Here is a 22,388-nt window from a genome sequence, read left to right as displayed (position 1 = left end):
ATTCAGACATTTTAATGAATTATTAAAATAACTATTCAGTTTTCAAAGAATATTTAGCACCTTTAATGGTGTTTTTTTATTTTATTAAAAAATATTATAATTTTAATATATGACAAAAATCAAAAGAACAAATATTTCTAAAAGAAACGTAAAAAGACGCCAACAATGACATCTTCAGTTAAAGAAAGACAAAGAATTAAACAAACTTTATTTACGCAGAAGGCAAATAGGTAATGTGATTAATGCATCAAATACCCTTGTAGTGAAGTTGACGAATGAAGAATTATCATCTGAATTTGAGAATAAAATTGAAAGAGTAAATAAAGAATTGAAGAAATTCATTTATTTTCAAGATGTAAAATTTATTTTATATTTTGTGAAGCAAAGATTAGAATTAATAAATAAAGATAATGATAAGTTATCATATAGATTTATAGGTTTTGACTTATTTGATATCTTGTTTAAAGAAATGAGATTACTATTCAAAACAAAAGATATAGATCATAAATTATTTTACAAAGTCATAACAGATATCATTTCGAATAAAATATCAAATATTGATTTACTGAATGAAAAAATTTCAAAATATAATCCTGCAAATACTAATGATGAGTTCATTAATGACATTTTATTTGAGAAAGTAAATCAAAATAAAGAAATTATTTTGCAAAATTTAAATAGATTTGTTCATAACTTCACAAAAAGAGACAGAATTCACAAATTCAATAAATACATTTACTTACATATTACAAATATTACGGAAAAGCATTTCAAAAATAAGAAATTTATTTTCAATAATTTAAATCAAATGATAAAAACATCAGATGAACATTACACTATAATAACACATACAAATTGAGTAGGTATACCTATTAATGTTTTCTTATTCAAACATCTTCCTTATGCAGATAAGGATAAACTAATTTTAGATACTATTCAGTTATATAAAAGAGATGATAAAAGTATTTCAGTTATTCCTTATGATTGACCTCTTGACATTGAGAACTTATCAAGTAAAAGTAAGGAGCTTAATAAGTCAGTCGCTAAATATATTATGTATTCTAAAAATATATTTACTGAAAAATTAAATGACCATTACAAAAAGAGAATAAATACAGTTTGATCTAGAGTTTTTAGTAGAAAAGATAGTAATAAAGTAAATATTATTTCTAAGAAACCATTAAATCGTCTAAATTACTTATACATAGAAAGTTCTAAAGATAAAATCAATATAGATAAACAGGATTTAATTTATTTCAACAAATTGATAAATTTCGTAGAAAATAGGGATGACAATTTTGATGTAAGTAGTTTAAATAATATTGAACCAGATGAATATTGTGAAAAAGAAATGAAATATTCAAAAATTAAGAACATTATCAATATAAAAGATGGTTATGAAGCTCCAAAATTATGAGAGAAAATTCGTAGAGATAATAAGAATTTAGGTTTACATTTCGCTTTTACAAATTTCAAAATACCTAAAAAGAAAGATTTAATTGATATATTAAAAAATGATGTAGATAACTATGAAAATAGTCAAATGATGAATATATTGATAAGTAGTTATAAAAAGTTTCTGAAATCATTTGAAGATATGAATGGATTTCTATTTACTAATTTAATAGCTATCTCAATAATTAAAATATTAAAATATATAATAAACTTATTTATTCGTTCAAATCCATATTGTATTTGTGATGAATTTAGTACATCGGAAATTTTACAATTAATTATATTTAATGAAACTAACAAATTCAGTAGTGAAATTAAATATAACCTTCAGAATTCGAAAGAAGATGATGTATTCTTTAACTTTTTAAACAAATATGATCAGTTTGCAAAAATCTTGAAATGAGCATTAATCAAAGAAGACAGTGATGATACTAATACACCTATTACATAGGTAAAAAAGTCTATTTTATACTCCTTTTATCAAATAATTTTATATAATATAAAACATGTTCAAAATAGGTGTGGATGCAACTAATATTAATAGATTTATTAATAAAAAAACATCTTTTATAAATAGAGTTTTATCAACGCAAGAATTAGCAGAATATAATCAAATAACTGATCAAAATTTGAAAGCTAAATTTCTCGCCAGAGCATGAGCTATTAAAGAATCTATTTACAAAATTGATAATAGCTACATCGATTTTCGTAATATTGATTTAGTTAAAAAAAACAATATTTGAGAATTTAAAAACTTCTGTATTTCTATTACATATGTTGATAATTTAGTTATTTCCGTTGCTATTTCTAAGGAGAAAAATGAAAAAATATAATGTAAATGTAATTTTTAAGATGATTTTATTTTCACCAGTGTGATTATTCAGATACTTTTTAATTAAATGAAAAGCTAGAAAATATAGAAAATCACCTGAAACAAGTAAATTAATCGAAAGATATGCTTTCTTACTCAAACTTTCTAAAAAAATGTTAAACCTTTACAATGTGGATGTAAAAATTGAGGGATATGAAAACCTTCCACAAAATGGTTCTGTGTTATTAGTGGCTAACCATAAGTCAAACTTTGACTCTTTAATCTTAATGAAAGCTACAGAGCAACAATCATATGAACAAGGTGCTAAAGCTATGATGCCTACTTTTTTAGCTAAGAGCGAGCTACAAAAGAAAAAAATAGTTAAGGATACTTTGTCACTTTTAGACACTGTTTTTATTGACAGAAAGAGTATTAAAAACAGTTTAAATGCATTAGGAGATTTCGGTGCATTTGTTAAAGTTCAAAAAACATATGGTGTAATTTTTCCTGAGGGAACAAGAGTGAAAAGTGAAGGTTTAGGTGAGTTTAAAGCTGGTGCATTTAGAGTTGCACAAAAAGATTATATGGCAATTATTCCTACTGTAATAATAAACTCTTTAGGTTCTGATAGTGTGCACAAAAAGCAAAGACAGCAAGTTACTGTTAAATTTTTACCAGCATTAAAACCATCTACATTTATGAATCAAGAAACATCAAAATTAGCAGAAAGAGTTAAAGGCTTAATTGAGTCAGAATTATTGAAGGAAAAAGATGAAAACTAATTACACAAATTACGATTCAGAATATAGCTTTAAAGTTGAAAAGTTTAATTTTGATGGACCATTAGATTTATTACTTGCATTAGTTAAAGATAAAAAGATCAGTATTAATGAAATTAACTTAGTAGAAATAGCAGATAGATATTTAGAAATTATTTCTCAATTAAAAGAGCAAGATATTGATTTAGCTGCTGATTATTTAGTTATGGCTGCTACATTACTTAAAATCAAAGCAGCTATGGCAATACAAGAACCAGGACAAGAAATCCCTGAAGAAATTGAAGAAGATAAAAGACAAATTTTGAGACAGTTAGCTGAATATGAACAATTTAAATCGATTAAAGAAGCTCTTAAAACATATGAATTAGATAGACAAGATATTTTCATCAAAGATCCATCAAATGTTGATGAATTTATCGTTGATACCAATGACACTAGGTTAGACGGTCATTCTAACCCAGTTAAATTAATTGCTGTTTTAAGAAAAATGTTTGAAAGAGTTTATGCTCAAAAACTTAGAACAGCAAAATTAGAAACATTTAAACTATCACCATCTGATCAATATGGAATGATTAAAGAGTTACTTAGAAAACATGAAAAATTAACTTTCCAAATGGTCTTTTCACAACCAAGTATGGGACACTTTGTTGTTACATTGCTTGCTGTATTAGTTTTAGCTAAAGAACAATATTTAAAAATAATTCAAGAAAAAGAATTTGAAGAAATCTCAATTATTAGAGGAGAACTTTACGATGAAAAATAAAATTTTAGAAGCACTATTATACATTCAAGGAGATGATGGACTTAACTTAGAACAAGTTAAAGACATTTTCTCACTAGCTACTTTAGCTGAAGCTAAAAAAGTAATGCAAGATTTCTTAAGAGAGTTTAATGACTTAGAAAGAGCGCTTAAAGTAGTTAACTTCAATGATGTTTACAAATTAGCAACTAGAGAAACATTCAAAGATTATGTTACAAAAATGGTTTCAGTTGTTAAAAAACAAAGATTATCAAATGCTGCTATCGAAGTCGCTGGTATCATCGCTTACAAACAACCAGTTACAAAAGGTCAAATTGCATCAATTAGAGGTGTTGCATCTGATCAAGTTGTTAATACACTTTTAATGAAAGGTGTTATTGAAGAAGTCGGGATTTCTCCTACACCAGGTAACCCTGTTCTATATGGAGTTACAAACAAATTCTATGATCACTTCAAATTAACAAGTATGAGGGACTTGCCTAAAATGACTGAATTTAACTATGTAGAAGGTGTAGAAGATGAAAATCAAGACTTTGACTTATTCGGAAGTCAAAGAGAAGAATAATTATATTCAAGATGCAAAATTACTATCACAAATTTAGTGATAGTAATTTTTATTTTTCTGATAAAAGTGACTAAAACGAACAAAGAGTATGCTTTGTCCGTTTCATATTAAAATATTTTTATGAAGCAATTAAAGCTGAAGCGGTTGGTAAACTTATTTGATAGATTTTCTTAGAAGACTCCTCAATTTCTTTTCTAGAAATTGCTTGAGAAGATTTTAACTTATTCAATCAAGTCTCACATATTGATTTGATTTCTCTAATTTTGCTTGCCATTCGTGAAGGTAATGTGTCTATGACACTATTCTCAGGTAATTGAGAATAAGCTGATTGTAATACTGCAGTAAATTGTGTTCTTTCTTCATCTGTGATTTTATCTTCTGGTTCTATTGAGGAACATGATATAGCAAATCCTGTGATAGTCATAGTAGGTGCTAAAACACCTGATAAAATTAATAATTTTCTAAGTTTAATTCGTCCCCTTTATATAAATTAAATTTAATTTAGATAAAATATATAACTTTCGTTTAAGTCTTGGAGACTATATTTTTAGCAATTTTAATATCCATTTTGTATGTTGTTCAATACTTTATTAGGTGGTAAAAAATATGTTTTAACTAAAAGTATTGATATTACATTTTTTATTTTATTTAATAAAATAAAAAAATATAATTACATTAATAAAGCAGGTAGAAATGATAGAAATAAAAGCAACATTAAATGATTCAGGAAGAACAATTTTAAAACTTATTCAAAAATATTTGCCTAATTTAAGTAAAGGATTTGTTGAAAAGTTATTTAGGAAAAATGAAATTAAAATAAATGGATTAAGAAAAATTCAAAAAAATCAAATTGTAAATGAGAATGATACTATCACTATTTATGGTTTAAGTGAATCTGATTTGCATCAAGAATATGAAGTTAAAAAATCAACTCCAGTTAATTTGAAAGTTTTATATGAAGATGAAAATATTTTAGTTTTAAATAAAGGGACTGGAATTTCAGTTCACGATGAAGATGATTCATTAGATGAACAAGTTTTATCATATTTAAAATATGTACCTACAGATAGTTTTAAACCAACGCACGTCGGTCGTTTGGATAAAGAAACAAGTGGGATCATCACTTATGCTAAAACTTATGAGGCCGCTAGACAATTGAATGATAATAGTGAATTCATCATTAAAAAATATATTTTCATCAGTGATATTAAGTTAGATAACTTTTCTGAACATAAACCTTTTGTAGTTAACAATTGAATTTACAAAGATGAATCAAATAAAAAAATGAAAGTTGCAAAAAGTAATATAAGAGACGCTAAGCAAGCGACAACTTTATTTTATTCAGAAAAAAATCGAAAAATTGCACAAATTAAAACAGGTAGAAAGCACCAAATTCGTGTGACTTTATCAAATTTAGGTTTTCCTATTTACGGTGACAAAAAGTATCGTGGTAAAAAAGAAACTAGATTAATGTTACATTCATATTGTGTTAAATATAAAAATATGAAGAATAATTTAAGTTATTTAAATGATTTAGAGTTATATTGCCTACCTAATTGAAAGAAAGGTTAATTATGGAAAAATTAGATATTGAAAAATTAAACCAAATAGTTAAATCATTAATGTTTGAACCTACTAAAGAAGTTCAAGAGCAAATTTTGTTAATTTGAAAAGATATTCAAGATGGAATTAAACTTCTTGACAAACTTGATTTATTAAATGTAAAACCAATGGAAAGAATTAATGAGCAGCCTATTTTAGAACTCTTACGTGAGGATATTGAAGATATGAGTTATTCTGTTTCAAAAGAAAACATTTTAGATAATGCAAAAGAAAAAGATAGTGACTTTATTTTACTTACAAAGGTGGTTAAATAATGAGTAGAGAATTTTTAAATAAAGGTAATTTTGAAACTGCATACAATGAACTTCAAAATGATAACAATAATGCAGTTAGCTGCTTATATGAAAAATCAGAACAAGTTTCAAATTCAAAAAATCTACTTAATGGTGTTGTTTTAACTATCAAAGATGTTTTTGCCACAGAAGATAAAATCACTAGAGCTTCAAGTAAGATTTTAGAAAACTTCAAACCTTATTACAATGCTACTGTTGTTGAAAGACTTTTACAAAATGGTGCAATTCCGGTTGCTAAGGTTAATAATGATGAATTAGCTTTAGGAGGTACAGGAACTCATAGTGCTTATGGTTTAATAGTTAACCCTAAGGATGCTAAACGTTATGTTGGTGGTTCTTCATCAGGTTCAGCTGCAACAATGACAAAAAATATAGGAATTGCCTTAGGTTCAGATACTGGAGATAGTGTTAGATTACCTGCTTCATTCAATGGTTTAGTAGGATTTAAACCATCATATGGTGCAATTAGTAGATATGGAATGTTTGCTTATGCTTCATCATTAGATACAGTTGCTTACTTTACCCATAATGTAAATGATGCAATCATTACTGCAAAAGCTGTTTTTGGTAAAGATGACAAAGATATGACTTCAGTTGATGTTCAAATAAACAATGTAATTAAAACAAAACCAAAATCAGTAGTCGCTCTTGATTTTAGTTCATTAACAAAAGATTATGTGAATGCAAGATTTAACCAGTTACTCGAAAAATTAAGAGAGCAAGGTATAGAAGTCAAATTAATGCAGCCAGATTTTGATATTTTAAACACAATTTCTATTGTTTACAAAATCATTTCTTTCTCTGAAGCTAGTTCAAATTTAGCTAACTTAAATGGAATAGCTTTTGGTTCAAGGGTTGATGGAAACTCTTGAGAAGAAGTTATGTTTAATACAAGAAGTCAAAAATTTGGAAAAATGGTTCAAGAGAGATTAAGTTTAGGAAGTTACTTTTTATATTCAGAAAATCAAGAAGAAATTTTTATTAAAGCTCAAAAAGCCAGAAGAGTTATTACTAAATACTTTGAGGACTTAAAAACACAAGGCGATGTTTTAATCTTTCCGGCTTACGTAGGTATTGCTCCATTATTTGAAGATAAATCAAAAAATGGTGTTATGGACTTTATTTTAACTGGTGCAAATTTATCAGGTCACCCATCAATAACAATTCCATTAGGGGAATATGAAAATATGCCATATAACTTAGCTCTTGAAACAAAATTATATTCAGATGAAAAATTATTAGGTTATGCAGAATACTTTGAAGAACTTATAGGAGATTTAAATGAATAATTTTGAAACTATTATAGGAATTGAAATTCATGTTGAATTAAAAACTAAAACAAAAATGTTTTCACCAGCCGGAATTGACTTTAATGCAGAACCTAATACAAAAGCGCACCAAATTGACTTAGCTTACCCAGGAACATTGCCTCAAGTTAATAAAAAAGCAGTTGAATACGGAATCAAACTTGCAAAAGCTCTTAACATGCAAATTGATGATGAATTACATTTTGATAGAAAAAACTACTTTTATCCAGATTTACCAAAAGGTTATCAAATTACACAGTTTTTTAGACCAATCGGAAGCAATGGTTATGTAGAAATTCAAACTTCAGATGGATTAAAACAAATCGGTATTGAAAGAATTCACCTTGAAGAGGATACTGCAAGACAACACCACGATGATTTAGTTACAAAACTGGATTATAATAGAGCCGGAATCCCTTTAATTGAAATTGTTACTTACCCAGTGATTAGAAGCGGCGAGGAAGCTGCATTATATGTTGATATGATTAGAAAAATTGTGCAATTTTTAGATATTTCTGAAGGTAAGTTAGAACAAGGGACATTAAGAGCTGATATTAATATTTCGCTTAAACCTTATGGTGTAGATAAATTTGGTACAAAAGTTGAAATAAAAAATATGAACTCAATTTCTAACATCAAAAAAGCAATTGATAATGAAATTAAAATTCAAAAAGAAAAACTTCTTAAAGGTGAAGAGATATTACAACAAACAAAACGTTTTGATGATCAAACTAACACAAACGTGGTCATGAGAACTAAAACAGGTTCTGTTGATTACAAATATTTTGCAGATCCAAACATTCCGATCATTAAGTTATCTCAAGCATTTATTAATAATGTTAAATTAAATGAGCTTCCAAACCAAAAAGTAAAAAGATATAAAGATGCAAATATTGCAGATATTTACATTAACAGTTTAATTGATGATATACCATTAGCTAATTACTTTGACTCTATTGATTATGATAATAAGGAAGCTTTATCAAAAATTTTCTTCTCAGAAGTAGTTTCATTAGCAAATGCACAAAATAAACACGTTTTTGATCTTGATATTAAACCTGAATATTTAGTTCAAAGTTTACAATTATTAGATCAAGAAGTTATTTCAAGCAAGTCGCTTAAAAAACTTATAACACTATTACCAAGTTATGAAGGTGACATAAATGACTTATTAGATGCGCACAAATTAAAACAAATAACAGATAAAAATATTATTGCAAGTTATATAGATACAATTATTAAAAATAATATTTCAATGTTAGATGAATATGAAACTAGACCTGAAAGAGTTATTAAATTTATACTTGGCGCATTAATGAAAGAAACTAATGGACAAGTTAATCCACAGTTGTCAAATGATATTGTTTTAGAAAAAATCAATGAGTTTATTAAACAAAAAAACTAATACAAACACTGATTATAATAAGTTAATAAAACTTAAAAATGTAACTAAAAAAACTAAAAAAACCTTTCATCAAAACTTAATTTTTCCTGAAAGATTTACATTTTTCTCAAAGATTTATGAGTTTATAATCAAAAAATGCTTGATTAGATTTTTCGCAAGCATACTGATTTGAGTTAGAAATGAATCAGATCATAGAAAACGTTTAAAAGTGGTGGATAATGTATATAGTAAATTCACAAGTAGTGAATATAACTTTATTTGATTGTCTACTGCATTTTACTTATTAATATCATTTGTCCCTGTAATATATGTGGTTTTCTTGTTAAACATATTTTTCGGTTTTATTCCAGGCTATAACAATCTAGTTGGAAGTAACTTCCAAGATAACTTCATAACAATTATTATGTCAAGATTCATCCCTGGGTCACAAAACTACTTACAAAGCATTCAAATGAAAGATCAAGGTACATCTGCTTTCAATTTACAAGCATTGTTACCTAACATTTTCCTATTTTTATCATCACTATATATATCAAGCACAGGATACGGAAAATTAATTTCAGCAAATAACTATATTTACAAACATAATAAAATTGGTTCATATTGAGGTAATAAAATAAAAGGATTATTCTTAGTTTTATTTGTATCAATATTATTCTGATTTTTCTCAACCATCGATATCATCATTGAAACAAAAATAACAGAAAAATATAATGGAACGATTTGATTAAATACGTTTGTTTATATATTAATTTCATTTGTTTTTGTGTTTGTAATGTTAGTTGGTTTATTCAAACTTATTCCATCATTTAAGTTAACCATTAAATCTATTTATAAAGGAGCTATCTTATCAACCACTCCAATTGTTTTATTAGTATTATTGTTTAAAACAATTAATCAACACATTAACTATGACAAATATGGCGGTCCTGTAGGGTTCTTCCTTACAATTGCATTCTTTATAAACTGAGTTGTTTACTTTATGTTCTTAGGTATTGCTTTCAATAATGCATACTATAAAAACTACATTAGTGAGAGAACAATCACAAAGAGAAATTGATTTATTTAACCAGTATATACTGGTTATTTTTATTGCAAAAGAGTATAATTAAAATATGAGAAAAATGTTAAAGCTAACTAATGACTATAAAGATAGAATTTTAGAATTCCTTTATACACAAGATAAATACCTTAATATGATGTTAATTGCAGATATTGAAACATTTGGTCTAGAAGGCGAAAATATTGATAGTTACATTGATTATGTAAATGAAAGACCTGTTTTAATTTTTTATAGATTCCATGATACATTGTTAATTTTCGGAAGAAAATTAAGAGGTAAATACGAAGATTTAGAGAATATTGTTAAAAAATATAATATCAAGAACTTTGTCTATCAAAAAGAACTTTATAACGAATTAAATAATGCATTATCAGTAATTATTGGGAATAATATTGTACCTACTTATCAATATGTTTTAACTTTGAATAAAAAAGATTTTAAGAAACCGACCAATTTAAAATCAACAATGATTAAAATTTCAGATCTGGAAAATATCGTTGAAAGTAGAAGATTAATTCCTGAATTTGCAGGACTATCATCACATGCGCTTGATATTAAACACTTAAAAAGATCATTTGAAAAAGGTGCATATTGAGGATATGTGCTAAAAGACGAAAATGAGAAAGTTTTATCACATGCATCGATTAACTGTCAATCAAAAGATGCAGTTATGATCGGAGGTGTTTTCACAATTCCTGAAGCAAGAAAGAAAGGCTATGCAAAGGATTGTGTAATGAACATTTGCGAAAGGATACTATACATAGAAAAAACACCTGTTTTGTTTTTCAGTAACAAAATTGCAGGTGCTATGTATTATGGACTTGGCTTCAAAGATTATGATAAGATCGCTTTAACAAAAGTTAAACCTACAATCAAACAAAAATAATTACTTTTATCCCTAAAAATTGTGGAAAAAAGTTTTTTTGTATTATAATATTGTTATTACAAGCTTTTAAAAGGAGACATTGAAATGACTAAAAAAGAATACATTTTAGAAGTTGCAGATCGTGCTGAAATGACACCAAGAGATGTTGAAAGAGTTTTCGATGCTATGGTTTTCGTTCTTAAAGAACAATTAATCATGGAAGATAAAGTTAGATTATCACATTTAGGAATTTTTTCAACAACAGTTAAACCACAAAGAAAAATGGTAAACAAATTCAAAAAATCAGAAAATGATGCTGATTTTATTGTGGTTCCACAAAGACGTGTTGTTAAATATACACCTTCAAAATACTTACGTGAATTAATAGATTTTAAAGCTTAATTTAAAAATGTTAAATATCCAGGAAATTCTAAAAATAACTTTTTAGAATTTCTTTTTATTTCTTCATATTTGACACTACTTTTATTTTTAAAATATTGTAATAATTCTGGAACAGTTATTTTGTAGAACTCATCATATAATGAAAAGTACACAATAGCAAAAGAAATGCCTTTATTGCTATGTATAAGGTTTAAATATTCGATTTGATGTTTCTTAAATAATTTTTTAGTGAGTGAATTATTATTTGTACTCTTGGCTTCAAAACAAATAAATTGACCATTATACATACCTATGTAATCCACTGTTGATTTCTTAATTCTAAATGAACCCAAGACATTATTTTTAGTCTTTGATTGAATATTTTTTATATCAAGAGGAGTGCTCTTTTTCTCAATGAATGCAATGTTCTCTTGTCATAAATAAGCTATAGTGTTGTTGATTATTTTTTCTAAAAACATCCCTCTATTTTTATTATTTGAACTAATTTGCATATTCTAATTTCTCCATTCTTAATTCAAGTTCAGCTATCCTATGTTTTATAAAGTCAGATGATCTGACTTTCTCTAATCTTTTCATTTTTAAGAACATTAATCTGGAAATATAAATGTATATAAAAGGATAAATTATGCAGTATCAAAATTGATAATAAAACTTATATGTAACATTTGCTTTTGATAATAGCTGGATGAAAGATTGCGCTAACTCAGCAAATGGAACTGCAATAAAAGTTATTGGTAAAGTTAAGGTAAAGAAAATAATTAAAAACTGAAATATTGGTGTCAAAATAATTGAGTAAACATAAGATATTAAACTAATTTCTCTTATATATGCACTAATTATGGATATAGAAATGAATCAGGGTACGAAATAACCTGCAAAGAAGTTTGTTGCTTTTTGCTTTCATTTTTTAGGTTTTCAAAATTTATCCAAATCTACATTTAACATAACGATAGTCAAAATATATGATAGTCAATAACCTAAGTTCATAACACTATAAGGCCTAAAAGATAAGAATAAAAATGCTATTACGAATAATGGACAACCGACATTCAATTCTTGATCTTTTTTAAATATTTTTCAAAAATGAATGACAAGTATAAATAAATAAGTTCTTATGATTGACACTGATTTCTTGCAAAATAGAAAATAAATAGTAAGTATAAGAATTTGTAAGATTCCATATTTATCAAATTTTGAAAATATCATTCTAACGAATACGTAAATAGTACCCAGGTGTAGACCGCTAACAATCATTAAATGAACTACTCCCATTTCTTTTAAGTTAGTTAATGTTTCATTATTTGTAGATGTGTTTATACCAAAAATTAATGGGAAAATAAAATCAGAATATGCTTTATTTTTGTTTAGAAAATAGTTATAAAACATATGTCTTAAATTGAATCAATCATTAACAACAATAACTTTGTTAGGTTTAATTAAAAAATCAATTTCATTAGCTAGCAAGTAATTTGATTTTTCTTTAACTTCCTTCAATGTTCCTAAAATAAATATTTTTGAATAGATAGTTATTTGGTCTTTGACAGATTTTAATTCAGACCTGTTGAGTATGAATTTGTTCATAAATTTATCCTCAACATAAAGAGCTTTATCCGACATATCAATCACTGTGTAAGATTCGGAGACACCTTTATTACTGTAGAATCATGCATTTATAATGATATGTTTAAGATTAAAAAATATCAAAAATGTTAATAATATTGCTAACAAAATTACGAAGTCATTTCTTTTTAAAATAATGGAAAAAATAAAGAGTGGAATTAAATATACTAATAAAATTAAATCAGAAGTAACTAGCAATAAACAAAATACAGATAAAATTAAAAAGAAATTAAACCATCTTAAGTTAATTCTATAACCGTTTGTAAGTATTCTATAGTACGAGTAGAAATTCCTTTTATATCTAGCAATTCTCGTCATGAGTGTAAACTTTCATTCTTTTCACGATATTTATAAATTAACTTTGCGACTCTTGAGTTTAGACCTAATCATTTTAAAGTCTCAACATCTTTGATTTCTTCCCATTTTATTTTGTATTTTCTTAAACCAACATTAATGACACTGGATGTAGTTGCTAAATCATCTAGGTTGTAATTACTTATATCTGAACTTGTTTTAAGTTTTACTTTATTAAAAACATCTCTGTATGATAAAGGCTTGTCTGATTCAAATGTAGCAGGAAATAATACATTACCGGCTACTGTATATTTATAAATTTTCTTTTGCTTATTTAGTTCGTCATCTATTTTCTTTGTTTGTTTTATTTCTGTAAATTTAACAACACTTATGAAAACACCTGAGCTTAAACAAATAATTACTAATAATATATTGAATCAACTAATCTTTTTCATACATATATTTAGTAAATTTCTTCAAAAATGAACAAAGTAGTAAAAAAGTGCATAAAAAAACACTCAAAGAGTGATTTGTTAACAATTGGCGGAGCAGAGAGGATTCGAACCTCCGCTGGTGTTGCCACCACTACAGTCTTAGCAGGACCGCCTCTTCAGCCTCTTGAGTACTGCCCCAATAATTTAAAATATTATAATATAAAAAATAGATTTTCTTAACTCAATTAAAAAAATATTTTAACTTATTAATTATGCTTCTCTAATTCCGTTAAAATAAAAAAATCATGAAAAAAGAAATTACATTATTCGAAATGTTTGCAGGAATCGGTTCGCAATACAAAGCATTAAAAAATATATCTAAGAAATTGAATTTTTCAGTTAAATCACTAGGAACATGTGATTTTTATATTGATGCGATTATATCGTATTTAAGTATTCACTACGGTATATTAGAACCAGAAAATAAGTTGACTAAAGAAGAAATGCTTGATAAATTAAACAAGTATCTTTTTTCTGCCGACTCCAAAAAACCAGTTAATAAAAAATACTTTATGAGAATGTCAGAAAACAAATTAAGAAATTTATTCTCTTATCTTTATTCATATGTTAATAATGACTATATGAGTGAAAGATATGGCTTCAGAGAGAGAGAGAGAGCGGTACAGACATTACTGCTTATAACACTTTACCTAAAGGCATAGATATTTTTACTTATTCATTCCCTTGTCAAGATTTATCACAACAAGGTAAACAAAGAGGAATTAACGAAAATACAAGATCAGGGTTATTGTATGAAATTGAAAGAATTCTTAAAAATAATTTAGATAGATTACCTAAGGTATTTTTATTAGAAAACGTTAAAGCATTGGTTTCATCTAAATTCAAAAATGATTTTCTCAAATGAATAGATGCATTGGAAACATTGGGTTATAAAAGTTATTGAAAAGTTTTAAATGCAGTTGATTCAGGTTCGGCTCAAAACAGAGAAAGAGTTTTTATGGTTTCTATTTTGGATGGCGAAGATTTTGAATTCATTCAAAAGAATGAAAAAAACTTAATGCTTAATCAAATCATCGATGAAAATGCTGTTCATATCGATCTGACAAAATTATTAACTTTATACAAAAAGACACCATTTACATTAACTAAAAACAAAATCAATAAGTCTAGATTATTGGGGTACACTAATTTCAATAGTGAATCTTACATTTATAAAACAGATCACAAAGGTCCTACATTAACAGCTTCTGGTGCAAATGCAAGACTGAAATTCTTATTAGAAGAAGATAAATTAGTTTTAATAAATTCAGAAGAAGCATATCTATATATGGGGTTCGATAAAGTTGATGCATTAAAGGTTCGTCAAACCGGTTTAGTTAATGAAAATAAAATGATTTTTACAGCTGGAAACAGCATATCTGTAGAAGTTTTAGAAGATATATTTACTGAAGTTATTAAAAAATATTTTTAATTATTATGAATTTTGAATCTAGTGAATTTGTAAATTTAAAAAAACAAATTAAAATTTATAGCATTTTAAACGTATTTTCTAAAGAAAACAGCAAAAATCATTTTAATGCAAAAATCTATTGCTTTTTTGATTCAAATGGACTATTAATTTATTGATACATAAAATTTCTTGCAGGTACATCCTTAGATTTAAAAACTACTACAAGATGATTTAAGGATAAAACCACCACATTTAAATGTAGGGAAAAATTATTTTCGCTTATCGGCAACAGTTTAAAACAAGAACCTAGAGAAAACAAAAATGATAAAAATATCTTATTTTTAAATAATCAGGAATTGACTGCTCTGAATTATTATGTTAATTTTGATTATAAAGGAACTTTTAATAACTTAATTGGTGTATTAAAAGGTAATAATCCAACAGGTAGTTATGAAAAACCCAACAGTTCCGAAGTAAAGTCTAGTTATGAAAATCTAAAAAATAATCCACTTATGTATTTGGATATTATTAAAGACAATTGATATTACAATAGTTTTAAAATGTTTGTAACAAATGAAGATGATTTTAAGAGTCTACTTAGCTCTTTAAAAAATGAAAATGATTTTATTAATTACTTCAAAAATAGTGGTAATAATTCATTTTTACCTATTCAAGATTTAATTCATACAATTGAATACGAAAATAAAACGAAAGGTCTTAATGATGATGAAACTAGAAAAGAATTTAGAAATAAAATTCAAAGAGTCAAAAAATCACTAGAAACATTATTTAAAATTCAAAATGAAATAGAAAATCAAATTTCAAGAACTAGATCAAAAGTCCAAAAAATTCCTACTGAATCAATTCAATCATTTAATTTAGAAGAAAATACAATAATTGAAAGAGCTCATATTTATCCTGTTTACAAAATAAGGGAAAGAATAAGAAATGAAACAGAAAAATTATTTTCCAAAAACATTGTTGATTCAAGAGATAAATTTAAAACAGATGCATTAACGATGATTTCTGATGTAAATAATTTGTTAAATTTATCACCTGATATTCACAAAATTTATGATAAACAGAATCTTATTTATTGAGACGCAAGTGGAAAGTTGTGCTTTATTCGCAAGGATAAAATTTCAAATGATAGTCAAGAAAAGTTAAGTAAATCATTTAATCAAATTAGAAATTTAACACCTGAAATGAAGAAATATTTACAAATGTATTTTGATGAAATAGCAAGTACTTATATTCATAAAAAAGATTAGCTTATGTGTGGAATAAAAGCTAAAAATGTATAAAATTTATAACATCTATAAATATAAGGAGTTTGTATGGAAAAAAAATATGAAAAATTAGCTTCTAGATTAGAAAAATATATGTCAATTGAAGCTATTTCTAGATTTGAAGAACCAGTTGCAGATGAATTAAGAAAAAACATTAAACCAGGTTTTGAAATTTCACGTGATGCATTTGGTTCAATTATTTTCTTCAAAAAATCTAAAGTTGCTAATGCACCTAAAGTTATGTTAGCTGCTCACATGGATGAAGTTGGTTATATGGTTAAATCAATTGCTGAAAACGGAAACATATTAGTTACAACAATTGGTGGAGTTTGACCATCTGTAGTTATTGGGACAAAAGCAGTTGTAGTTTCATCAAAAACAAATGAAAGATTTTATGGTGTATTCGGACACACAAGTATCCATATTATGGATAGAGACAAAATCACAGTTGCACTTAAAGAATCAGACTTATTTGTTGATTTAGGTTTCAAATCTAAAAAAGAAGTTGAAGAAGCACACATTCAAATTGGGGACAAAATTTTCTTATCTGGAGAAACAATTCATTTTGCAAATAACATTATTGGTGGAAAAGCAATGGACAATAGAGCAGGTGTGACTGCTTTAGAATTTATTGCAAATAATATTGCTGATTTAGAATTAGGATGTGATGTTTACTTAGTAGGAACAGTTCAAGAAGAAGTTGGAACAAGAGGTGCTAAAACATCAGTTTCAATCATTAATCCAGATGTTGCTTTTGCTGTTGATACAGGTGCTGCACACGATACAACAGGTGCAAAACCTGGAACACCAGTTTTAGGTAAAGGAGTAAGTCTTTTAGTTAAAGATGGTGGAACATTGCCAGATCCAAAATTAATTAATGTATTAACAAATATTGCTGCTACAAAAGAAATTCCAGCTTACAAATATGTTGCCGAGGGTGGAGGAACTGATGCAGCTGAATTACAATTTGCTCCTGGTGGTGCTGCAGTTATGACAATTTCAATCCCACAAAGATACTTACACAGTCCAATTGGATTAGCTTCACTTGTTGATATTCAAGCTACAATTGATTTAATGACTGAATTTATCAAAGCATTTGATAAAGAAATGTATGAAGAGAAATTAGCTTACAAATAGTATTGATTTTTGAAATTAAAAGTAGATAGAAAAGCTATCTGCTTTTTTGCTTTTAATTAGTTTTTAGACAGCTTGATAAGGCTATCATTTAGAGCTAAAAGTAATATAATATAAAAAAATTAATAACAGACTCAGGAGGTACGAGATTATGGCAAAAGTATTGTTCATACTTATAATAATTGTTTCAATTATTGTTCTTTTACTTTTAGTCTACTTGCTTTCTGTGAACTTATTTAAACAATCATTACAAAAATTTAGTATACGCTCAAAAGATGCGATAACTAAACAAAATCATCAAAATCAATCTTTATATTCAAAAGTTAAAACAACGACTCATTTTAATCACGAGCTTGAGAATATGCTTAATTCATTGATTGAAGTGAAGCAAAGTATTGAAACTATAAATCAAGAAATTTCAGTTAAACTTTCTGAACTTGATGAATTGCTAGCTGAAAAACAAAAAGTTAAATCTTACAAAAAATATAAAGCAATTAAACAACAACAAAAAGAAGTTTCTAAAAAACAAATAGAATTTAACAAAATTTCAGATGACTATTCAAAGAATTGAAACAACATTGATGAAATCACTTCAACAATCCTGGAGATTAGGGACTTTTTAAATGGAAAGCTTAAAAGTTATGAGAAAGCAATACCTAATCAATATGAAAATCTTCAAAACAAATTAGCTGAATTATCAATTCAAATCACATTAATTGACGATCTTAAAGTTAAAGCTGATTTCTTAAGAGCTCTTGAAAACATAACAAAGAGAAAAGAAGAATTGGAGAACTATACAAAAATCATTTTTGCATCAAAAAATATTGAGTATTCACTTTTTGAATCTCTACCAAAAGTGCTTGAGCAAGCTATAAAAGATAAAAATAACGAGCAAATTAAAGGTAAATTAATAGAGTTAAAGGATAAAACCACAACACTTCAATCAGCTATTAAAGGTAAAAATAATGCTGAAACTTTAGATGCAAATATCAAGTCAGTTTATAGAACTTTTTACAAATTAGTCAACCTTGTTAATTCAATGTTTTCTATTAAAGATTTCATTGATCAAACAATTCCAATTATTCGTGATTTATATTCTAAATTGAATAAAACTCACAAAAACATACTTGCACCAAATAGTATTCAACAAAAAAAATATGAATCAGTAAAGAACGCATTTGACAAAATCAAACAATCTTTTGAAAATAAATCATTAAAAAACATCCAAACATTAGTTCAAGATTTAGTTGTTAAATATGAAAATTATGAAAAAACTAATGTAGTTATTGAATCAAAATCTAAAGAATTAAAAGAACTAAATGATAATTTTCAAATTCAAATTGATGAAGCTATTGATACCTATTTATCTTGCATTTACCATCCTGAAATACCAAACGATCCAAAAATAAATAAATTAAGAACTGAATTAATTTATTTATATGAAAGAAATTTCAAAAAACAAAAGTCCTGAAATAAAATTAAGACAATTTGAGATGAATTCATTAGTAAATTAGCTACTTTAATTAAAGTGATTTCGCTCAACGCAAAATACAAAGAAATCTATAACAATATAAGATTAGAACTTCAAAGAAATGACTCATTTATAAACAATCAAGAAACTTTTGCTAATTACATTGATATTAGCAAAAGTATAGAGAATGTAATTAAAGAAGAAAACAATTATAAAAATGCTTATTTAGTACTTAAAAAGTTTTTAATAAAGGAGAAATATGTACAGTAAAATTTTGATTCGTTACGGCGAGTTAGTGCTGAAAAAGAAAAACAGAAAACAGTTTATTAATCAACTTGCAATTAATATTAAACACATTGTTGGTGTAACTCCAGAAGTTGAATTTGACAGAATGTATTTACCTTATTCAGAAGAAAATATGAATAACTTAAATTATGTATTCGGAATCAGTTCATACTCACCGGTTATGGTTGTTGAAAATAATATGGAAGTTTTCGCAAATGCAGTTTTATCATCGATTAGACCTGATTCAAAAACTTTTAAAATTGCTGCTAGAAGAAATTACAAAAAGTTTGAATTCTCATCAGATCAAATTAACAATTACCTAGGTGGTGTAGTCTTAAAAAACACAAAACTTAAAGTTGATGTACATAATCCTGACCAAACTTTTTATGTCGAAGTTAGAAACGGAAAAACTTACATTTTCTCTGATTACACTAAAGGTTTAGGTGGTTTACCTGTAGGAGTGTCAGGTAAAGTTCTTCACCTTATTTCTGGTGGTTTTGATTCTCCAGTCGCTGCTTGACAAATGATGAAAAGAGGACTCAAGGTTGACTTTTTAACCTTTATCACACCCCCTCAAACAGATATTAGAACTGTAGAAAAAATTACAAATTTGGTTAAAGTTTTAAATAAATATCAAGTAACATCAAACTTATTGATAGCAGATTACTCACACTTAATGAACTACATTTCATTTGTTTCAAAAGAATCATACAAAATCACTTTAATGAGAAGAAGTTTTTACCGTATAGCTGAGCAAATAGCGCAAAAATATAATCAACAAGCAATTTCAAATGGTGATAATTTAGGCCAAGTTGCATCTCAAACAATTGAATCATTATCAACAATTGGAGAAGCGACAAGAATGCAAATTTTACGTCCATTATTAACATACGATAAAAATGATATTATTGATATTGCTAGAAAAATCGGTACAGAAAATATTTCAATTATTAAAGCTAATGAAACTTGTGAACTATTTGCGCCTAAAGAACCAGTTACAAAACCCACAATCCAGGAAGCTTTAAGACTTGAAAATGAACTTGAAAATATTAAAGAACTAGAGCAAGAATTGCTAAATTCAAAAATTGAATTAGTCAAAGTCAAAAAAGAAATTTAAGCTGTATAGCTTATTTTTTTATGCAACTTAAAACTTTTTATTTCTATGTCATAGTCCTTTTAGTTTCATACATAAAAAAATAAATTATTTATAATAATAAATAATTATGAATACACTACTTAATAAAAACATTAATAAGCAAAATTCAAAAGTTTCAAGAAAAGAAAATTCACAATCATTTTTAGGCTACAAAACTGGTGACGTTGCTTCAGCAAAAATAATTACATCAGGTTCAAAGTTTATAAAACTTCACGACAAATATGGTAATTCATTTTTAATTTACAGAAAAGACATTACAGATTTTACACATCACCAAATGTCAGATTTATTTTCAATTGGCGACATTATCAACTTTATTGTTTTAAATTTTGATAACAATAAAAAACAAGGTTTAGGTTCATTTAAGAAAAATCACCCAAACCATCAAGGGAAAGACTTTTACAAAAGAGAAAAATATTACAATGAACTAAAAGCGACAAAAAATGGATTTAGAAATTTAATTAATTACACAAATAGTTATTTTGTTGAAAATAAGAAATACGACAATAAAAATAATAATCACAAGAATAAGTAGTTAAATGCAAGTAATTTCAATTAAGAAAAATTATTTTCAATCTCAACACGAGTTGCAAATTCAACAAAAGCAAGCTTCAGAAGTAATCGATAAAATTAAATCTTTAAATTTTGATGGTTCATCATATTTAGGTTTCGATGATATTGCATTAAACTTTGGGCTCAACGGTGTAGATAAAATAATTCAATTTTGCAACAATTTATATTCAACAAATATTTCTAAGTTAATTATTTGAACTTCTAAAACAATTGAACTTTCAATTAAAGCTGCAATGGAATTTATTTTTGGACAAATCGATATTAATAAGGATAAGAAAATTGAATTAATCTTTATTAATCGATCAATTCCAATTAATAAAATTGAACAGTTAATTCAAACTTTTAAAAATGGAATTGGCGATAATGTTGGTTTTATGTTTTTAAATGAAACCGGAAATAGTGATTATGAAAATGAATGAATTTCATACATTACAAATATTTTTGAGCAACATTCAAATGAATTTATGATCAAAAATCATATGTTTTATGTAGGTAGCAAAACTAATTTTTCAAACTTAAGCAAATTTAAATTTGCAAGCAACAATATTTTATTTGTTTCAAATGATGTCCATCCAGAATATAGTGTATTAAGTGAAATCGGATTATTGATTATGTCACTTCAGGGGATTAATATTCAAAAAGTTATTAATGGTTATGTTGAAGCTTCAAAAAATATTCTTAATCCTGATGTTTATTTCAACAGAGCACTTGAATTGGCTTTATTAATCAATGAAAGTGTTCTTAAAAACAAAGAAGATGGATTTGCTAATGTTTTTGTTTCATATGATTCATTTTTAAATAATTATTTCGCTTGATTTGCAAATCAATTCAATAATACAACTAAGCAAATTAAAACAATTAGCACATCAATAAACTTTCCACAACAAATTGCAACTTATACTCAGCCATTGCTTTCAGGAAAGGGAAATAAATTTGTTACTTTTGGTTTAATTAAACAAAGATTCTTTGATTATCAGTTATCTTCAAATCTTGAAAATGATGACTTAATTGACAAGTTTCAAAACTTATCAATTAATCAAATTAAAGATGAAACTTATCAAACTTTTGTTAATTATTTATCAAGTTTTAATAACGAAGTTAACTCAATTACAATTGAAATTGCAAACAATTTTGAAGAAACTTTAGGACAATTAATCTCATTATTGTACTGAAGTAGAATATTTTATTGTGTTTTAAATTCACTCAATCCATTTGCAAATTAAAACTTTTAATACTATGAGCAAGCTATAAAAGTTAAAAGCTTGCTCTTTTTATTTTAGCTTTGTTAAAAATAGTTTAACAATTTTTGCAATTTGCTTGTTTACTCTTTAAT

The 22,388-nt window shown here is 26.2% G+C and carries 24 protein-coding genes and 1 tRNA gene; 20 read left to right on the top strand and 5 right to left on the bottom strand.

Annotation, left to right across the window (positions count from 1 at the left end):
* Positions 1–109: 109 nt before the first annotated feature.
* Genes VBM90_RS00715 through scpB form a run of 5 tightly spaced genes read left to right on the top strand, consistent with a single transcriptional unit; the run spans position 110 to position 4,370 of the window.
* Positions 110–1,906: a hypothetical protein gene (locus VBM90_RS00715; RefSeq protein ID WP_323176490.1), complete on the top strand. Its 1,797-nt coding sequence runs from the start codon at positions 110–112 to the stop codon at positions 1,904–1,906.
* A gap of 55 nt (positions 1,907–1,961) precedes the next feature.
* Positions 1,962–2,288 carry a 4'-phosphopantetheinyl transferase superfamily protein gene (locus VBM90_RS00710; RefSeq protein ID WP_323176489.1) on the top strand — a complete coding sequence of 109 codons (327 nt, stop codon included), beginning with the start codon at positions 1,962–1,964 and terminating at the stop codon, positions 2,286–2,288.
* Positions 2,275–3,048, top strand: a complete 774-nt coding sequence (locus VBM90_RS00705) for a lysophospholipid acyltransferase family protein (RefSeq protein ID WP_323176488.1) — start codon at positions 2,275–2,277, stop codon at positions 3,046–3,048. The genes VBM90_RS00710 and VBM90_RS00705 overlap by 14 nt, the downstream gene beginning before the upstream one ends.
* Positions 3,038–3,808, top strand: a complete 771-nt coding sequence (locus VBM90_RS00700) for a segregation/condensation protein A (RefSeq protein ID WP_323176487.1) — start codon at positions 3,038–3,040, stop codon at positions 3,806–3,808. The genes VBM90_RS00705 and VBM90_RS00700 overlap by 11 nt, the downstream gene beginning before the upstream one ends.
* Positions 3,798–4,370, top strand: a complete 573-nt coding sequence (gene scpB, locus VBM90_RS00695; protein ID WP_323176486.1) for an SMC-Scp complex subunit ScpB — start codon at positions 3,798–3,800, stop codon at positions 4,368–4,370. The genes VBM90_RS00700 and scpB overlap by 11 nt, the downstream gene beginning before the upstream one ends.
* A gap of 118 nt (positions 4,371–4,488) precedes the next feature.
* Here the strand turns inward: scpB and VBM90_RS00690 are convergent, their stop codons facing one another.
* Entirely contained in the window at positions 4,489–4,794 is a 306-nt protein-coding gene (locus VBM90_RS00690; RefSeq protein WP_323176485.1) for a hypothetical protein, read from the bottom strand.
* A 269-nt stretch (positions 4,795–5,063) separates the two neighbouring features.
* Between VBM90_RS00690 and VBM90_RS00685 the strand changes: the two genes are divergently transcribed.
* From VBM90_RS00685 to VBM90_RS00655, 7 genes are all read left to right on the top strand, one after another.
* Positions 5,064–5,942: an RluA family pseudouridine synthase gene (locus VBM90_RS00685; RefSeq protein WP_323176484.1), complete on the top strand. Its 879-nt coding sequence runs from the start codon at positions 5,064–5,066 to the stop codon at positions 5,940–5,942.
* A 2-nt stretch (positions 5,943–5,944) separates the two neighbouring features.
* Entirely contained in the window at positions 5,945–6,247 is a 303-nt protein-coding gene (locus VBM90_RS00680) for a glutamyl-tRNA amidotransferase (protein ID WP_323176483.1), read from the top strand.
* Complete coding sequence (locus tag VBM90_RS00675; protein ID WP_323176482.1) at positions 6,247–7,575, top strand: amidase family protein; 1,329 nt, start codon at positions 6,247–6,249, stop codon at positions 7,573–7,575. Before VBM90_RS00680 ends, VBM90_RS00675 begins: the two co-directional genes overlap by 1 nt.
* Positions 7,568–8,998: an Asp-tRNA(Asn)/Glu-tRNA(Gln) amidotransferase subunit GatB gene (gatB, locus tag VBM90_RS00670; protein WP_323176481.1), complete on the top strand. Its 1,431-nt coding sequence runs from the start codon at positions 7,568–7,570 to the stop codon at positions 8,996–8,998. Before VBM90_RS00675 ends, gatB begins: the two co-directional genes overlap by 8 nt.
* Positions 8,973–10,067: a YihY/virulence factor BrkB family protein gene (locus tag VBM90_RS00665; protein ID WP_323176480.1), complete on the top strand. Its 1,095-nt coding sequence runs from the start codon at positions 8,973–8,975 to the stop codon at positions 10,065–10,067. Before gatB ends, VBM90_RS00665 begins: the two co-directional genes overlap by 26 nt.
* Positions 10,068–10,113: 46 nt before the next feature.
* Positions 10,114–10,947 carry a GNAT family N-acetyltransferase gene (locus VBM90_RS00660; protein WP_323176479.1) on the top strand — a complete coding sequence of 278 codons (834 nt, stop codon included), beginning with the start codon at positions 10,114–10,116 and terminating at the stop codon, positions 10,945–10,947.
* 84 nt (positions 10,948–11,031) lie between these two features.
* Entirely contained in the window at positions 11,032–11,328 is a 297-nt protein-coding gene (locus VBM90_RS00655; RefSeq protein WP_257089537.1) for an HU family DNA-binding protein, read from the top strand.
* On the opposite strand, the gene recU is transcribed toward VBM90_RS00655, so the two are convergent.
* The 4 genes from recU to VBM90_RS00635 form a co-directional block, all read right to left on the bottom strand.
* Entirely contained in the window at positions 11,325–11,819 is a 495-nt protein-coding gene (gene recU, locus VBM90_RS00650; RefSeq protein WP_257089540.1) for a Holliday junction resolvase RecU, read from the bottom strand. The genes VBM90_RS00655 and recU overlap by 4 nt on opposite strands.
* Positions 11,809–12,945, bottom strand: a complete 1,137-nt coding sequence (locus VBM90_RS00645; RefSeq protein ID WP_323176478.1) for a ComEC/Rec2 family competence protein — start codon at positions 12,943–12,945, stop codon at positions 11,809–11,811. The genes recU and VBM90_RS00645 overlap by 11 nt, the downstream gene beginning before the upstream one ends.
* A gap of 242 nt (positions 12,946–13,187) precedes the next feature.
* Positions 13,188–13,697, bottom strand: coding sequence for an MAG0490 family ComEA-like DNA-binding protein (locus tag VBM90_RS00640; RefSeq protein WP_323176477.1), 510 nt, complete (start codon positions 13,695–13,697; stop codon positions 13,188–13,190).
* Positions 13,698–13,783: 86 nt separating this feature from the next.
* Positions 13,784–13,874: transfer RNA gene (locus VBM90_RS00635), tRNA-Ser, on the bottom strand.
* A 107-nt stretch (positions 13,875–13,981) separates the two neighbouring features.
* Between VBM90_RS00635 and dcm_N the strand changes: the two genes are divergently transcribed.
* The 8 genes from dcm_N (at position 13,982) to VBM90_RS00595 (ending at position 22,278) form a co-directional block, all read left to right on the top strand.
* Positions 13,982–14,398, top strand: a complete 417-nt coding sequence (dcm_N, locus tag VBM90_RS00630) for a DNA (cytosine-5-)-methyltransferase N-terminal subunit (protein ID WP_323176476.1) — start codon at positions 13,982–13,984, stop codon at positions 14,396–14,398.
* A complete protein-coding gene (gene dcm, locus VBM90_RS00625) occupies positions 14,329–15,168 on the top strand; it encodes a DNA (cytosine-5-)-methyltransferase (protein WP_323176492.1) in 840 nt (279 codons plus the stop codon). The genes dcm_N and dcm overlap by 70 nt, the downstream gene beginning before the upstream one ends.
* 5 nt (positions 15,169–15,173) lie before the next feature.
* Positions 15,174–16,418: an MAG4270 family putative restriction endonuclease gene (locus VBM90_RS00620; RefSeq protein WP_323176475.1), complete on the top strand. Its 1,245-nt coding sequence runs from the start codon at positions 15,174–15,176 to the stop codon at positions 16,416–16,418.
* Positions 16,419–16,484: 66 nt separating this feature from the next.
* The gene (locus VBM90_RS00615) at positions 16,485–17,573 is read left to right on the top strand and encodes a M42 family peptidase (RefSeq protein WP_323176474.1); all 1,089 of its coding nucleotides are present in this window, start codon (positions 16,485–16,487) and stop codon (positions 17,571–17,573) included.
* A gap of 148 nt (positions 17,574–17,721) precedes the next feature.
* On the top strand, positions 17,722–19,311 hold the full coding sequence (locus VBM90_RS00610; protein WP_323176473.1) for a hypothetical protein: 1,590 nt from the start codon (positions 17,722–17,724) through the stop codon (positions 19,309–19,311).
* The gene (gene thiI / locus VBM90_RS00605; protein ID WP_323176472.1) at positions 19,301–20,443 is read left to right on the top strand and encodes a tRNA uracil 4-sulfurtransferase ThiI; all 1,143 of its coding nucleotides are present in this window, start codon (positions 19,301–19,303) and stop codon (positions 20,441–20,443) included. The genes VBM90_RS00610 and thiI overlap by 11 nt, the downstream gene beginning before the upstream one ends.
* A gap of 106 nt (positions 20,444–20,549) precedes the next feature.
* Entirely contained in the window at positions 20,550–21,017 is a 468-nt protein-coding gene (locus VBM90_RS00600; RefSeq protein ID WP_323176471.1) for a hypothetical protein, read from the top strand.
* A gap of 4 nt (positions 21,018–21,021) precedes the next feature.
* Positions 21,022–22,278 carry a hypothetical protein gene (locus VBM90_RS00595; protein WP_323176470.1) on the top strand — a complete coding sequence of 419 codons (1,257 nt, stop codon included), beginning with the start codon at positions 21,022–21,024 and terminating at the stop codon, positions 22,276–22,278.
* Positions 22,279–22,388 lie beyond the last annotated feature (110 nt).

Source organism: Mycoplasma sp. 2704, from assembly GCF_034863285.1.
Lineage (GTDB): Bacteria > Bacillota_I > Bacilli_A > Mycoplasmatales > Metamycoplasmataceae > Mycoplasmopsis.
The sequence above is the reverse complement of the archived record's forward strand: the minus strand, read 5'-3'. Positions and strand labels throughout refer to the sequence as shown.